We start from the raw sequence: 14,930 nt of genomic DNA on the forward strand, positions 1-14,930 counted from the left end.
AATCAGGCGGTTAGAGGTTCGACTCCTCTAGGGTGCATTAAGTGGTATCGGGAAGTAGCTCAGCTTGGTAGAGTACTTGGTTTGGGACCAAGGGGTCGCAGGTTCGAATCCTGTCTTCCCGATTTTTTTATTTTGTAGAGAGGTGAGTCTTTCGACTTGCTTTTTTTCTTGTTAATTTTATGGTAGAATAAAGAGATATAAGAATGGGAGGGGAAACCATGCGTTGTCCTAAGTGTAGCGGTATTAAGTCAAGTGTTATTGATAGTCGACAAGCTGAAGATGGTAATACGATTCGAAGAAGACGTGAATGTGAAGAGTGTCGTTACAGATTTACAACTTATGAACGGGTAGAGGAAAAAACGCTTGTTGTTGTGAAAAAGGATGGCAATCGCGAGCAATTTTCCCGTGATAAGATTTTTAATGGCATTATTCGATCCGCACAAAAAAGACCAGTATCAAGTACTGAAATTGATGAGATTGTTAATCGTATAGAGCAAAAAATTCGTAGTCAGCATGATGGCGAGGTGGCTAGCGATGTGATTGGCGGGCTAGTGATGGATGAGCTGGCTAAGCTGGATGAGATTACTTATGTTCGCTTTGCTAGTGTTTATCGTAGCTTTAAAGATGTGGCTGAGTTAGAAACCTTGCTTAAGGAAGTCATTTACGGTAATAAAGAAAAAGGGAATAAGGAAGACTAATGAAACCAAATGAGACCTTTTTGTTCCTTAAAGAAAACATGGTTCATCAGGACATGGTTAGTTTAGGGCGTTGTTATCTGCCCTTGATTGGTCAGTCCGGCCTTTCCCTTTACACTTATTTCCTATCTTTTTATGATTATGGCACTTCTAACCATCAATTCAGTGAGATTCTTAATCACCTTAATTTAGGGATTGATGTGATTGAGCAAAGCTTAAATGTGTTAACTGCTGTCCACTTGGTCTCCTTTTCTCAGAACGATGATCAGACCTATAACATTGAGCTCAAATCTCCTCTAGACAGTGAATCTTTTTTGAATCATCAGGTCTTATCGCATTTGTTGGAGAAAAAAATAGGTGAGGTTGCCTATCATCGCCTTAAGCCTGAAACAGTTCTTTCGGCTAAATCACTAAATAAGGGTTTAGTTGATATTTTTGGAGGCGTTTCTGATATGGGTGAGAAAGTGACTGTTCCAGCAGTTAATGATTTTGACTTGCAGCATTTTAAGCAATTAATGGCCCGTGATCGTCTTAGATTTGAAAATGAAAAAGCTGACCTTCTGTCTTTATTTCATTATGCAGAATTGGCAAAGAAATCATGGTTTGAGACCTATCAGGCAGCGAAAGAAACGGCTATTGGTCAGGTTATCTCCACGAAACGGTTGTTAAAAACGCTTGAAAAGGACTCATTAGAAGTCGGAGAGTTTTCGCAAGGAGAGCATTCCTTGCTTCGCTGGGCCAAAACACGCAAACCACTTGAATTTTTGGCCGATATTAAGGAGACTCGTCAGGCCAGTATTACGAGTTCAGAGCGACAGGTTCTAAAAGATCTTGCTCAAATAGGTCTACTAGACTCTGTTATTAATGTTTTGGTGCTTTACACCTTTAACAAGATTAATAGTGCCAACCTCAATGAAAAATATGCCTTAAAATTAGGCAATGAATTATCCTACAAAAAAATTAATAGTGCAGAAGCCGCAGTTCTCTTTTTAAGGGAGCCAAGGGCTCAGGAACAGGGGAAACGGGCAACAACTACAAAGTCCACTCAGTCCAATGTTCCTGAATGGAGTAAGGAAAGCTACCGTACTGAAGCAACCCCTGAAGAATTAGAAGAACTTGAAGCACTTCGCCGCAGAATGCTTGGAGATAAGGAGGTCTAAGATGCTAGATATTGCCAAACAAGTGGGTAATCGTCCCAACAAGGCACAGAAAAGCTATGAAGACTTGCGGGCCGAAACCTTGGCTGATGCAGATGTTCAAGCTTTTATCAACCAGTATGAACTGACAGAGGACGAAGTCGTACGCTCCATTTCTAAGTTTTTTGAGTACATTAAGGAGAGAGATAACTTCCTAAGTGGCTCAGACAGCTATATCATGAAGGGCTATCGCCCAGTTCTGATTAAGAATAAGGGCTATGCCGATGTCAACTATCAAGAGACCCAAGAACTACTGAATGCAGTTACTCAAAGGACAATCAATCAGCGGATTAAGTTAGTTAATTTGCCCAAGGGTTTACGGCAGGTCTCGGCAGAAGATATGGACTTTAGTGATCCAAATCGGATGAAGACCTATGCTTATCTAGCTGACTTTGTAGAGCATTTTAAGGATAGTTACCAGCCAGGACTTTACCTATACGGTTCTTTTGGGGTGGGTAAGACCTTTATCATGGCTTATCTAGCCAGAGAATTATCTGAGAAGTGTCAGGTAGCGACAACCCTGCTCCACTTTCCGAGCTTTGCTGTCGATGTCAAAAATGCTATCAGTCATAATAAGGTTAAAGAAATCTTGGATGAGGTCAAGGCCAGTCCGGTCCTTGTTTTGGATGATATTGGGGCTGAGCAATTCAGTGCTTGGATCCGTGACGATGTGCTGCAGGTGATTTTACAATACCGGATGCAGGAAGAGTTACCGACTTTCTTTACCTCGAATTTTAGTCTTGAAGATTTGGAGCGTCATTTTGCTAATGGTCGTTCAGGCGATGAGACTTGGCAGGCTAAACGGTTGATGGAGAGGATCAAGTTTTTAGCAAAACCTTTGCATTTGAAAGGAGATAACCGTCGATGAACGAAACGATTAAGCTCATGAAAACCCATGTCTCAGTACGTTCGTTTACGGGTGAGGCTATTCCTGAGGAGCACCTGACGGAGATTTTAAAAGCTGGTCAAGCAGCATCAAGTTGGAAAAATTTCCAATCGTATAGCATTATCAAGGTTCGGTCTCAAGAAACCAAACAGGCCATCTATGATTTGCAACAACAACCTTGGATATTGTCTTGTGATACTTTCTTGTTGATGGTTGGTGACCTCAAGCGAGCAGAATTAGCAACCAAACTTCACACGGAACAGTTTCATGCAGACGGTGCGGAGAACTTGTTGATCAGTGCTGTTGACACAGCTCTTGTCGGGCAGAATATCCTCTTAGCGGCGGAAAGCATGGGCTATGGCGGGGTTATGATCGGTCTGGTCCGTCAATCGTCTAAGGAATTGTCTGAGTTGCTTCATTTGCCAGATTACACCTACCCTATCTTTGGAGTTGCTCTTGGTGTGCCTAAGCGCCATAATCCAGTGAAACCAAGATTGCCACTGGAAGCAGTGGTCTTTGAGGAGCGCTACCAAGAGCAGGATGCCCACGTTATCCATGATTTTGACGCCGTTCAGACGGAGTATGCCGGCGCTCGTCAGACAGAACTGTGGTCAGAACGGATTGCCCAGCAGTTTGGGGCACCGGAGAGTCCTGTAACGGCAGAGCATCTTAAAAATCAGAAATTACTTTAAAGCGCAGAGGTGACCAAGGTCCCAGCTCTGCTGTTTTTAAAAAGCCCTCATAGGGTATATCTAAGAGAGAAAGAGAGACCTCATGGCTTTACCAACCATTGCAATTGTCGGACGTCCCAACGTTGGCAAGTCTACCTTATTTAACCGAATCGCGGGTGAGCGGATTTCAATTGTTGAAGATGTGGAGGGGGTGACCCGTGACCGCATCTATGCGACGGCGGAGTGGCTTAACCGGAAATTTTCGATTATTGATACTGGGGGCATCGACGATGTGGACGCGCCCTTTATGACCCAAATTAAGCATCAGGCTGAGATTGCTATGTCTGAGGCGGATGTGATTATCTTTGTGGTGTCCGGCAAGGAAGGACTGACGGATGCGGACGAGTATGTCTCGCGTATCCTCTATAAGACCCACAAGCCAGTCCTTTTGGTGGTCAACAAGGTTGATAATCCTGAGATGCGTAATGATATTTATGATTTTTACGCGCTAGGTCTGGGTGATCCTTATCCGGTATCGTCTGTGCACGGGATTGGTACAGGTGATGTTTTAGATGCTATTGTGGAAAATCTTCCGCAGGAAATCGAGCCTGAAAACCCAGATATCATCAAGTTTAGTTTGATTGGTCGTCCAAATGTCGGCAAATCCAGCCTCATCAATGCTATCTTGGGAGAAGACCGGGTGATTGCCTCGCCAATCGCTGGAACAACCAGGGATGCTATTGATACGACTTTTACAGACAGTGATGGGCAAGAATTTACCATGATTGATACTGCTGGGATGCGTAAATCAGGTAAGGTCTATGAAAACACTGAGAAATACTCTGTTATGCGTGCCATGCGTGCTATTGACCGGTCTGATGTGGTCTTGATGATCATTAATGCTGAAGAAGGCATCCGCGAATACGACAAACGTATCGCTGGTTTTGCCCATGAAGCTGGTAAAGGCATGATCATCGTGGTTAATAAATGGGATACCATCGAAAAAGACAATCATACCATGAAGGCTTGGGAAGATGATATTCGGGATAACTTCCAGTATTTGGCCTATGCGCCGATTATCTTTGTTTCTGCTTTGACCAAACAGCGCCTGCATAAGTTGCCAGAGATGATTAAAGGTATCAGCCAAAGCCAGAACACACGGGTTCCATCTGCTGTTCTCAACGATGTGATCATGGATGCGATTGCCATTAACCCGACACCGACGGACAAGGGCAAACGCCTCAAGATTTTTTATGCGACCCAAGTGGCGACCAAGCCACCGACCTTTGTGGTCTTTGTCAATGAAGAAGAGCTCATGCATTTCTCTTACCTGCGTTTCCTTGAAAACCAAATCCGTAAGGCCTTTGTCTTTGAGGGAACGCCGATTCATCTGATTGCGCGTAAACGGAAATAAATCAAATTTTATAGCAAAATAAGATTGAAAAGGCTTCCAATCTTTTTTTGAACAGGAGAACACATTTATGGGCTATTCTAATCCCTATTTTAAATGGTTAAAAAACTACCTCGTTTTTTACCTGCTTCTAAATGTGCTGGTAGCAGTGCTCTTACTGGCTTTTGAACGTGGCTGGATTCTTTTGACGTATTTGTGGGTCATGGTTCCCCATCTTCCCATTTTTTTGCTTGGCGTCTTGGCGGTTTATGTTGCGCACAGGAGTCAGAATCGCTCTATTTGGTTACTGCCTGCAATTCTCTTTGTCTTGTCCAATGCCTGGTGGTTCTTCTTTGCCTTCACTAATGGTTACTGGCAGTATCTCTTCTTTGTTGTCTTGACTGTGATCCCGATAGTCTGTAGTTGGCTGCTTTATGCAAAAGCTCCTCGCTAACACGTCTTGAATAGAGGCATCCTTATTAAGATTAACGTACCCAAAAGCGCGTCCTGCGCTTTTTTCTATGTTTTCTACTAGCCTGTGATTTTGGACTATGGTATAATAAGGAGATACCTTTAAGGAGATATTATGAGTAGATTAATGCCTGGTTATGTCCGCAATCAAGGGATTGCTCTTTATGAGGCGCAAGCCTTGAATGACATGACAATCCAGGACGAGACCATTGTTGCTACTATAGATGGTCATCACCTGATTTTTAGTTTTGAAGATAGCTTAATTCAATGTGACTGTGACCTTTTTGGGAAAAAAGGGTTCTGTGAACATTTGGCTACTATGGAATATTACTTGAAGAATGATGAAGCTGGCCATAAGTTAGCCGAAACATTGCAATCAAGTAGTGAGCAACTGCAAGAAGAGGAACGACAGAAGTCGGAAGGGAGTGATTTCTTAGACCGTCTTCCCTTAGATGGTCAAAGAAGTCACGTTCTTTATCGCCTGGAAGCAGAAGGACACTATAGTCTACTGGACCGACAGTTGGTCTGGACCTTGAAAATTCTGCGTTTGCCCGATACTAGGTCTTATATCATTCGCGACATCAAGGCTTTTTTAAAGACTTTAAACGCGGGCAAGGACTACCAGATTGGGAAAAATTATTTTGAGCCAATTCAGCTGGGGCAGTTTGACAAAGCCAGCCAAGCCCTCCTAACGTTTTTGACTCGCCTCTTACCTGAAGCTGTTGACTTTGATAGTAGTTTCTATTTGCCTAACTTTGGCAGGAACTTGCGGTTACCAGAGGGCTTTTTTGAAGAGGGCTTAGCCCTATTACAAGGCTTGTCTGATTTCCAGTTAGTCTTAGATGAGCATAGTTATCGTCAAGTCAGTGTTATGCCTCTGACGGGAGAGGCACCACTTTATGCCTTTCATGTGATCGTCCAGCAAAGCTTGATAGATTTAAGGATGAATGAACAGTCTTCCCAGGCATTCTTTCAGAGCCGTTACCTCTTCAAGGACGGTGTCTTCTACCGTTTGACCAATCATCAGCAACTCTTGCTAAATGCGTTGAAGGAATTAGTTCCAGATAAAGATGGACAGCGCTTGCTACAGGTAGATTTAGAAGACAAGGATCGATTGGCTCTGCTTTTACTCGATTTGGAGAAAATGGGCTCAGTCAAAGCGCCAAAAAACTTTAAGATTCATGATTTTACAGCTTACTTTGAATTTACGCGTCTGGCTAATGACACCATCTGTTTAGAAATAGCTTTGGATTTTGATAAGATTTGGGTCCCTGATCAAGCTATGCTGGAGAGTTTGCCGTTTTCAGTTCATTATCAGCATCTAGCAGCCATTCATGATTTGATGCTATCTCATGGATTTCAACCGGGATTTACTAGTGAGAAACCATTGGTTCTTAGTCAAGATTTTTATGATTTTTACACAAAGACCCTGCCGGCCTTTGAAGACTTTGGAGAAGTCGTCCTTTCTGAAACGGTGACAGATACATTTAGCTCTTCTCAGGCAAAGCTTCATCTCGACTTGACAGGAGATTTCTTAGATGTAGCCTTTGATTTTCAAGATGTTAAAAAAGAAGAGATCTCAGCAGCTTATGAGGCTCTCCAATCTGATCAGCCTTTTTATGTGACAGAGTCAGGTAAGATGATCATTTTTGATGAAGAGACTAAGAGGGTTAATCAGACCTTGCAGGATCTTCGGGCCCAGCTATTGCCAAATGGTGCTCTTAAAATGACAACCTTATCAGCCCTTCAATTGGCTCAACAATTTGACGGAGAGGACTCCATTCATCTTTCAGGGACTTTTCAAGGTTTGATGGACCATTTGAGATTTCCAGAACGGTTTGAGTTGCAGCCATTTGAGCTTAATGCTACCTTGCGGGATTACCAGCTCTTAGGGGTTAAATGGTTGTCTATGCTAGCCCACTACGGATTAGGTGGGATATTAGCAGATGATATGGGGCTTGGAAAAACCTTACAGACCATCGCCTTTCTGTCTCATAGCTTAAAGGCAGATCAAAAGGCCTTGATATTAGCACCATCCAGTTTGATCTATAATTGGCAGGATGAATTTCAAAAATTTGCTCCGCATATCGATGTGGTTGTTTCGTATGGCTCAAAGGCTCAACGAATGGAATTGTTGACCGGTGACCATCAAATTACTGTGACATCTTACGCCTCCTTCCGTCAGGATTTTGAGGCTTTTCAGGAAAAGCATTTTGATGTCTTGATTCTAGATGAAGCTCAGGTGATGAAAAATGATCAGACCAAAATTGCTCATCATTTGCGTCAATTTGAAGCTAAATCCTGCTTTGCCCTATCTGGAACACCTATTGAAAACCATCTGACAGAAATCTGGTCTATATTCCAGATTGTCATGCCGGATCTTTTGCCAGCGAAGCGTGCCTTCAATAAATTGACCGCTAAGGAAGTTGCTAAGACAATTCAACCTTTTGTCCTGAGACGCCGTAAAGAAGAGGTCTTGACAGAACTTCCAGATCTTCAAGAAATCAATCAAATCAATGAATTGACTGATGAGCAAAAAGCTATTTATTTAGCTCAAATTCAACAACTTCGTGATAGTTTAAGCGATGCAAGTGACAGTGAAATCAACAGCAAGAAAATCGAAATTCTCTCTGCTATTACCCGTCTACGTCAAATTTGCAATTCCCCAAAACTCTTTATGCCTGATTATCAGGGGGATAGTGGTAAGCTAGAAAGTCTGCGTCAACTCTTGCTCCAAATCCAAGAGGGAAATCATCGTGTTCTGATCTTTTCACAATTCCGAGGGATGTTGGAGTTAATCCAAGAGGAATTGGACAAGCTAAACATGACCAGTTATACCATCACAGGGTCAACCAAGTCCGATGAGCGTCAGGATATTACACGTGCTTTTAATGCAGGTAGTCGCGATGCTGTCCTGATTTCCCTGAAAGCAGGAGGAGTTGGGATTAACCTTACAGGAGCTGATACGGTCATCCTTGTTGATCTCTGGTGGAATCCTGCTGTTGAAGATCAGGCTGTCGCCCGGGCATATCGAATGGGGCAACAGAAAAGTGTTGAATTTTACCGCTTGATCACAAGAGGTACCATCGAAGAGAAAATCCAAGCCCTCCAAGATAATAAGCGTCAACTGATTGCAACAGTACTAGACGGTCAAGATACACGTGGCAGTCTAAGTGCGGAGGATATTCGCGAAATCCTCAGTCTACCAAGACAGTAGATTTTGCATAGCTTATTAAAATACGATATAATAGGGTTCATAAATGAAGTTGAATAAAGGGCTTCTTACTTTAAAATATCTTTAGAAAGGACTTTTTATGCGAGAACAATTTCCTCTAATTGATGATGATGAATTAATGGTGCGTGAGCAACCTGTCATGAACCTTTATGATGATAAGGATTTGATTTCAAATATTAAGGGTCCTTATGATGAGCCATCGTTTACTTCTGAACAGGAGAGTTCATTTTCTTATCGGGAATCTATCCTGACACCTAAAGACCATTCAAGGCCTGGTTATGAAAGAGCAAGGGTATCCTCTGCAGTTGCTCATAGAAGCATGAGAACTTCTCAGCCACAGTCTAGTGAAAAGCAGAGAGAAAGTGCCTTTTCCTACACTCAAGTTGCTCGAGCGCAAGCGCGAGAGGACTTAAAACGCAAGCGTTCAGCTTCTTATCTCAATTTTGATAAACCTGGTTTTAAGAGTAAGGAGTTACCACAACCAAAGCCGACACGAAGGGATTTAGACAAGGAGCAAATGGATGATTTAGCACGATCTGCGAACAGATTAAGGCAAAGTAGCTATATCTTGGCAGAACTCAAGCCTGATGTGCTAGAAGTGAATGAAGAAGAGGCACCAAAGTCTCCAAAAAATAATTATGATTTCCTAAAAACCAGTCAAGTCTATAACTACCAAGGAAACTCACAAAAGAAAAATAAGAAAGTCGCTCAAGAACTGGACTTGACGCGTTTTGAATAATAAAATAATTATGACAAAAACCTATCATTTTATCGGAATTAAAGGCTCAGGAATGTCAGCCCTTGCCTTAATGCTTCATCAAATGGGGCACAAAGTTCAAGGGTCTGATGAGGAAAAATACTATTTTACTCAACGAGGGCTTGAACAGGCAGGTATTACGCTATTGCCCTTCTCAGAGGCAAATCTGACAGATGGTGTTGAAGTGATTGCAGGAAATGCCTTCAAGGCAGCAAACAATGTAGAAGTGGCCTATGCTGAGAAACACGGAATTCCTTACCGCCGTTACCATGAATTTCTTGGAGCATTCATGACAGAATTTACGAGCTTTGGAGTTGCCGGCGCTCATGGAAAAACATCGACAACTGGATTGCTTGCCCATGTGCTTCGCAACATCACCGATACGAGTTTTCTGATTGGTGATGGTACGGGTCAGGGTTCTGCAAGTGCTGAATATTTTGTATTTGAGTCGGATGAGTATGAACGCCATTTCATGCCTTACCATCCTGAATACTCTATTATTACCAATATTGATTTTGACCATCCGGACTATTTCACCAGTCTTGAAGATGTTTGTAATGCTTTTGATGATTATGCCAAGCAAGTCACTAAGGGTCTCTTTGTTTATGGTGAGGACAAGCATCTACGTCTGATTACAGCAAATGCGCCTATCTATTATTATGGGTTTTCAGATGAGAATCACTACGTTGCTTATGATGTTGAACGTTCAACGTCAGGATCTCGCTTTAAAGTCCGATTTGATCAGGAAGAGTTAGGAGAATTTGCGATTCCGACGTTTGGGAAGCACAATGTCATGAATGCTACAGCTGTAATTGCAACTCTCCACCAAGCTGGTTTTGACCTAAACTTGGTACGTGAGCATTTGATTACTTTTGCTGGCGTGAAACGACGTTTTACGGAGAAGAAAGTTAATGATACGGTTATCATTGATGATTTTGCCCATCATCCGACAGAGATTATGGCTACTATTGATGCAGCGCGTCAGAAATATCCGACAAAAGAAATTATAGCGATTTTTCAACCGCATACCTTTACGCGTACCATCGCCCTATTAGATGAATTTGCCACAGCCCTTGATTTGGCTGACGTTGTTTATCTTGCACAAATTTATGGTTCTGCACGAGAAGTAGACAATGGTGATGTAAAAGTCGAAGATTTAGCTGCTAAAATTCATAAGCCTGGATCTGTGGTGACAGTTGAAAATGTGTCTCCATTGTTAGACCATGACAATGCTGTTTACGTCTTCATGGGAGCAGGGGATATTCAATCCTATGAATATTCATTTGAGCAACTGCTCTCTCGACTGACCCAAAATGTACAATAACATATGATGACAATTAGACATGTGACGATGGATGATATCGAACGTATCATAGCAATCGAGTTCCAGAATTTTTCAGTAGAAGAAGCGTCAACGATAGAAGCCTTCCACTCTCATATTCGCCACAATAGTGAAACCTTCTTGGTTGCTGAGATTGCTGGTGAAATAGCTGGCTTTATTGAGGGGCCTGTTATTGAGGGTGAATTTTTGACAGACGACCTTTTTCAAGGCTCTCTACCTAATCCCAAGAAAGGTGGTACCATCGCTGTCACCTCTCTAGCTATCGCAAAGGAGCACCAAGGCCAAGGTGTTGGGACGGCGTTGATTGCCGCCTTAAAGGATGTAGCAGTTGCCCAAGAACGCCAAGGCATTACTCTGACTTGCCATGACTATTTGATTCCTTATTACGAAATGAACGGGTTCAAGGATAATGGTTTATCGGCCTCTACACATGGTGGAGCCACATGGTATAACATGACTTGGGAATGCCCTTAAAAAGCTGTAAAAACAAGCCTTAGAGGTGAAAAGGCTTGCTTTTATAGTGTTTTTAAGATATAATGACTAGTAATTGTGTGAAAGGAGTTAGCCGTTGTCTGATAAATTAAATCCAAACGACCAAGAGTTAACTTTTAAAGAGAAAATCCTAAGAGATTTAGAACTTCTCAAAACTCAGGTTGAAGAGACAGATGAAACTGTCTTTGAAAACAACCCCTTATCGACGGAATCTCAACCCACGGATGCCACTCAGGTGGTCAGTGAGGATATTGAACGTCTCAAAGCAGAACTAGCTGCCAAGATGACCTCTTCTAAAACTGAAACATCTGATAGACCAGTTAATGAAGTTCCTGATTTCGTAGCAGAACAAGCACGACATTTATCTGAAGGAAGTGATGGAGTTAACCATGATATTCCAGTCGTTAAACCTGAACCAGAAGCAATCCCTCATAAAGTGGATTTAACTTTCAAACCAGAGGTTGATCCGACTGAAGAGTTTATGGAAACGGAAAAAATAGAGCCACAAGTCTCATCAGAACCCTCCTATGCTGCTGAAAAGTCAGAAACTCCTACAGTCGTAGCAGAACCGACAAGACTTAGTCGTTCTTCTAATTCTGAAAGAACTCCTAAGAAACCTAAAAAAGTTAAGAAAAAATCCAAAGCTAAAAAACTGGTTGTTGGTATTTTCACGACCTTATTAGTGGTTTTAATTGCAACTGCGATTGCAGGATATTTCTTTGTCAAAGATAGTTTAGCTCCAGTAGATGCGAGTGCGACAGAATTTATCCAAGTCCAAATACCAGAAGGTTCTTCTGTTAAGGATATCGCTCAGACCCTTGAAAAAAATGGCTTAATTAAGAATGCTACGGTCTTTGATCTATACACCAAGGTCAAAAATCAGTCTGGCTTCCAAAGTGGCTACCATCAATTGCAAAAGAGTATGGCTGTTGATGACATCATCGCAACCCTTCAACAAGAAGGGACGGCTGAGGAGGTAGTGCCATCTTTAGGAAAAGTCACGATCCCTGAAGGTTACACCTTAAAACAAATCTCAGAAGCTATCACTGTTAACGCTGCATCATCTAATCGTTCAGCTTCACCTTATACCTCTGAAGAGTTTATGGAACTTGTAACGGACGAGGCTTTCATTAGTGAGATGCAGGAGAAATACCCAGACCTCTTAGGTGGATTACCGACTGCTGACTCAGGTGTGATTTATCGCTTGGAAGGTTACCTCTTCCCTGCAACCTATGAGTACCAAGATGAAACACCTCTTCGTGAAATTGTTGATCAAATGTTAGCAGCTATGGATGCAAACCTAAGAACTTATTATGAAACGATTCAAAGTCAAGGACAAACCGTTAACCAAATTTTAAGTTTGGCATCCTTAGTGGAAAAAGAAGGGTCTTCTGATGAGGATCGTAAGAATATTGCTAGTGTCTTTTATAACCGTATGCAATGGGGGATGCCTCTGCAATCAAATATTGCTATTTTATATGCAGAAGGTAAGCTAGGCGAGAAAATTTCCCTAGTTGAAGATGCTACGATCAACACTCAGATTGAATCACCTTATAATGTTTACACAAACCTTGGATACATGCCTGGGCCTGTCGTAAGTCCAAGCTTATCGGCAATTAAAGCGACCATTGAACCAAGCACGACTGACTATTTTTACTTTGTAGCAGATGTGACTACTGGTAAGGTTTACTTTGCTAATACTATTGAAGAACATAATGTTAATGTTCAGACCTATGTCAATGAACAGATTCAATCTTCTGCAACTGAATAAAAAAGAGAAACAAAATGATGTGCTCGGTCACATTGTTTTGTTTTGTTACCATAACAAAGAAAAGAGAACATATTAAAATGGCTGATAAAACATTTCCTATGACACTTGCTGAAAAAGAGCAATTGGAAAAAGAACTTGAAGAATTAAAGTTAGTACGTCGCCCTGAAATCGTTGAACGCATCAAGGTAGCACGCTCTTATGGCGACCTTTCAGAAAACAGTGAATATGAAGCAGCAAAAGATGAGCAAGCCTTTGTAGAAGGTCAAATTTCAACGATTGAACATCAAATTCGCAATGCCGAAATTGTTGATAGCGATGCGGTAGCTGCAGATGAGGTGGCTATCGGTAAATCTGTTACCATCCAAGAAGTTGGCGAAAAAGAAACAGAAGTTTACACCATTGTTGGTGCAGCGTCTGCGGATGTTTTTGCCGGTAAAATTTCAAACGAAAGTCCTATGGGACATGCCCTAATTGGAAACAAGATTGGGGATACCGTCACAATCCCAACACCAGCAGGAAGCTACGACGTTAAAATCGTCAAAGTTGAAAAAGCAAACTAATTTAGAATCCGTCTTTGAACGGATTTTTTTAATTTTCTCACGAATAGATAAGGGAAAGGAGTTAAGATGAAAAAAGTCATTATTCTATTAACCGTTTTAGTCAGCCTCATTTCCTTAAAGGGAATCCGTGCTGAAGAGAGCTCAAGTCCGCTTCCTAATGGACAGGAATTGCAACAGTTGTCTTTGAATGAGGTTAAACTAAAAATTCGACAGAAAGAATCCTTCTATCTCTTCGTGGGGCGTATGGATAATGTCAATGCTCAACTGGCCATGGCGCAGTTGCTCCAGGTACAGGAATTGACTGGAAAAGAAGTCTACCACTTGGATACCAAAGGTATCGAAACAAGGCCTTATCGTGCTTTTTCTAGAAAGTATGCTATCCGTTCTGCAGCTTATTTATCTCACTTTGAAAATCGTCAACAAGTGTCGGTCTATCATAACGACTGGCGGGCAGACGTGACTGATCTTATCGCTTATTTGGAGCAGGAGTAGCAAAAATCCCTTTGGAAAGAGACCAAAGGGATAAGATTTATCTAGAGCGTTGCTTACCAGCATTGCGTTTTTTAGTGTTTTTTGGTTTATGAGGTAGAACAGCTTGATTATTGGACGCTGGTGTGACATCTTTCTTGTAGCTAGAAGTAGCTGATGGACGGATCTTAGGAGGATTCTTTTCAAACTCCTCAGCGATTTTACGCTTATGATGAGGCCGCACGATGTAATTGACTATCAACTGTTGGACGATTTGGATAATACCACCGACAAGCCAGTAGAGGGTCACACCTGCAGGAGAGGTGAAGGAGAAGAAAACAATCATGAGAGGGCTCATGTACATCATGGATTTCATCTGTGCCCGTTGGTCTGGGTCCACTGCCAGCATGGAGAGATAAGACTGAAGGAAGTATAGCAAACCTACGATTACAGTTAAAACGATGGAAGGACTACCAAGGTCCATGCCTAGGAAGGTCGCCTCTGAAACCCCTGGCGTATAACGGGCAGCGTAGAAAATCGCTGTAAAGAAGGGCATCTGAATGAGAAGCGGTAAACAACCCATGCCACCAAGCATGGAAAGACCATTTTCCTTTTGAACAGCCATCATTTCTTGCTGGATTAAGAGCTGTTCTTGTTGGTCTTTGGCATTTTTCAGGCGTTCTTGGATAGGGTCAAGGATTGGTTTTAGGTGTTCGCGACGGACAGCTTGGGAACTAGCTTTCCAAGCTTGGTAAAGTCCTAAGGGAAAGATAATGGCCCGAACAATCAGGGTTGTCAGGATAATTCCAATCCCATAACCAAACCCTTGGTCTTTAGCAAAGTAAGTAATCAATTGGCCCATAGGGGCGACAAGAAGGTTGTAAACCCAACCTTCTCCTGTCGGGACACCGTTTTCGTTTTGGACACAGCCAGCTAGAAAAACGATAGCAAGTAGGCCTAAGCCTACTAGTCGTAGAAGTTGTTTCTTTTTCACAA

At 42.2% G+C, this 14,930-nt stretch carries 14 protein-coding genes and 1 tRNA gene; 14 read left to right on the forward strand and 1 reads right to left on the reverse strand.

The genetic code is table 11. The features are described from left to right. The first annotated feature begins 48 nt into the window (after positions 1–48). From ACVRYP_RS05860 to ACVRYP_RS05925, 14 genes are all read left to right on the forward strand, one after another. Positions 49–122: transfer RNA gene (locus tag ACVRYP_RS05860), tRNA-Pro, on the forward strand. A gap of 96 nt (positions 123–218) precedes the next feature. Further along, the gene (nrdR, locus tag ACVRYP_RS05865) at positions 219–698 is read left to right on the forward strand and encodes a transcriptional regulator NrdR (RefSeq protein WP_447467917.1); all 480 of its coding nucleotides are present in this window, start codon (positions 219–221) and stop codon (positions 696–698) included. Beyond that, complete coding sequence (locus tag ACVRYP_RS05870; protein ID WP_447467812.1) at positions 698–1,855, forward strand: replication initiation and membrane attachment family protein; 1,158 nt, start codon at positions 698–700, stop codon at positions 1,853–1,855. The genes nrdR and ACVRYP_RS05870 overlap by 1 nt, the downstream gene beginning before the upstream one ends. Position 1,856: 1 nt before the next feature. Continuing rightward, positions 1,857–2,759 carry a primosomal protein DnaI gene (gene dnaI, locus ACVRYP_RS05875; RefSeq protein WP_447467813.1) on the forward strand — a complete coding sequence of 301 codons (903 nt, stop codon included), beginning with the start codon at positions 1,857–1,859 and terminating at the stop codon, positions 2,757–2,759. Next, complete coding sequence (locus ACVRYP_RS05880; protein WP_447467814.1) at positions 2,756–3,469, forward strand: nitroreductase family protein; 714 nt, start codon at positions 2,756–2,758, stop codon at positions 3,467–3,469. The genes dnaI and ACVRYP_RS05880 overlap by 4 nt, the downstream gene beginning before the upstream one ends. A gap of 82 nt (positions 3,470–3,551) precedes the next feature. Next, positions 3,552–4,862: a ribosome biogenesis GTPase Der gene (der, locus tag ACVRYP_RS05885; RefSeq protein ID WP_447467815.1), complete on the forward strand. Its 1,311-nt coding sequence runs from the start codon at positions 3,552–3,554 to the stop codon at positions 4,860–4,862. Positions 4,863–4,929: 67 nt separating this feature from the next. Next, entirely contained in the window at positions 4,930–5,292 is a 363-nt protein-coding gene (locus tag ACVRYP_RS05890) for a hypothetical protein (RefSeq protein ID WP_447467816.1), read from the forward strand. A 132-nt stretch (positions 5,293–5,424) separates the two neighbouring features. Beyond that, positions 5,425–8,526 (forward strand): pilus expression-regulating Snf2 family helicase, encoded by a 3,102-nt coding sequence (locus tag ACVRYP_RS05895; protein ID WP_447467817.1) that lies wholly within the window; start codon positions 5,425–5,427, stop codon positions 8,524–8,526. A gap of 97 nt (positions 8,527–8,623) precedes the next feature. Then, positions 8,624–9,283, forward strand: a complete 660-nt coding sequence (gene zapJ, locus ACVRYP_RS05900) for a divisome accessory protein ZapJ (protein WP_447467818.1) — start codon at positions 8,624–8,626, stop codon at positions 9,281–9,283. A 10-nt stretch (positions 9,284–9,293) separates the two neighbouring features. Next, positions 9,294–10,625 carry a UDP-N-acetylmuramate--L-alanine ligase gene (murC, locus tag ACVRYP_RS05905; protein ID WP_447467819.1) on the forward strand — a complete coding sequence of 444 codons (1,332 nt, stop codon included), beginning with the start codon at positions 9,294–9,296 and terminating at the stop codon, positions 10,623–10,625. A gap of 6 nt (positions 10,626–10,631) precedes the next feature. Next, entirely contained in the window at positions 10,632–11,117 is a 486-nt protein-coding gene (locus ACVRYP_RS05910) for a GNAT family N-acetyltransferase (protein WP_447467918.1), read from the forward strand. Positions 11,118–11,211: 94 nt separating this feature from the next. Next, positions 11,212–12,906 (forward strand): endolytic transglycosylase MltG, encoded by a 1,695-nt coding sequence (mltG, locus tag ACVRYP_RS05915; RefSeq protein ID WP_447467820.1) that lies wholly within the window; start codon positions 11,212–11,214, stop codon positions 12,904–12,906. Positions 12,907–12,983: 77 nt separating this feature from the next. Continuing rightward, positions 12,984–13,466 (forward strand): transcription elongation factor GreA, encoded by a 483-nt coding sequence (gene greA, locus ACVRYP_RS05920; RefSeq protein WP_447467821.1) that lies wholly within the window; start codon positions 12,984–12,986, stop codon positions 13,464–13,466. 66 nt (positions 13,467–13,532) lie between these two features. Further along, positions 13,533–13,958 (forward strand): hypothetical protein, encoded by a 426-nt coding sequence (locus ACVRYP_RS05925; RefSeq protein WP_447467822.1) that lies wholly within the window; start codon positions 13,533–13,535, stop codon positions 13,956–13,958. Positions 13,959–13,995: 37 nt separating this feature from the next. Here ACVRYP_RS05925 and yidC read toward each other — a convergent pair whose 3' ends face one another. Next, the gene (yidC, locus tag ACVRYP_RS05930) at positions 13,996–14,928 is read right to left on the reverse strand and encodes a membrane protein insertase YidC (RefSeq protein ID WP_447467823.1); all 933 of its coding nucleotides are present in this window, start codon (positions 14,926–14,928) and stop codon (positions 13,996–13,998) included. Between the last annotated feature and the right edge of the window lie 2 nt (positions 14,929–14,930).

Source organism: Streptococcus rifensis, from assembly GCF_053203525.1.

Excerpts from the sequence above, each read along its gene's own strand:
- nrdR (WP_447467917.1), top strand. The coding sequence starts at position 219 with ATGCGTTGTCCTAAGTGTAGCGGTATTAAGTCAAGTGTTATTGATAGT.
- zapJ (WP_447467818.1), top strand. The coding sequence starts at position 8,624 with ATGCGAGAACAATTTCCTCTAATTGATGATGATGAATTAATGGTGCGT.
- murC (WP_447467819.1), top strand. The coding sequence starts at position 9,294 with ATGACAAAAACCTATCATTTTATCGGAATTAAAGGCTCAGGAATGTCA.
- ACVRYP_RS05890 (WP_447467816.1), top strand. The coding sequence starts at position 4,930 with ATGGGCTATTCTAATCCCTATTTTAAATGGTTAAAAAACTACCTCGTT.
- greA (WP_447467821.1), top strand. The coding sequence starts at position 12,984 with ATGGCTGATAAAACATTTCCTATGACACTTGCTGAAAAAGAGCAATTG.
- ACVRYP_RS05880 (WP_447467814.1), top strand. The coding sequence starts at position 2,756 with ATGAACGAAACGATTAAGCTCATGAAAACCCATGTCTCAGTACGTTCG.
- der (WP_447467815.1), top strand. The coding sequence starts at position 3,552 with ATGGCTTTACCAACCATTGCAATTGTCGGACGTCCCAACGTTGGCAAG.
- ACVRYP_RS05910 (WP_447467918.1), top strand. The coding sequence starts at position 10,632 with ATGACAATTAGACATGTGACGATGGATGATATCGAACGTATCATAGCA.
- ACVRYP_RS05870 (WP_447467812.1), top strand. The coding sequence starts at position 698 with ATGAAACCAAATGAGACCTTTTTGTTCCTTAAAGAAAACATGGTTCAT.
- ACVRYP_RS05925 (WP_447467822.1), top strand. The coding sequence starts at position 13,533 with ATGAAAAAAGTCATTATTCTATTAACCGTTTTAGTCAGCCTCATTTCC.
- ACVRYP_RS05895 (WP_447467817.1), top strand. The coding sequence starts at position 5,425 with ATGAGTAGATTAATGCCTGGTTATGTCCGCAATCAAGGGATTGCTCTT.
- dnaI (WP_447467813.1), top strand. The coding sequence starts at position 1,857 with ATGCTAGATATTGCCAAACAAGTGGGTAATCGTCCCAACAAGGCACAG.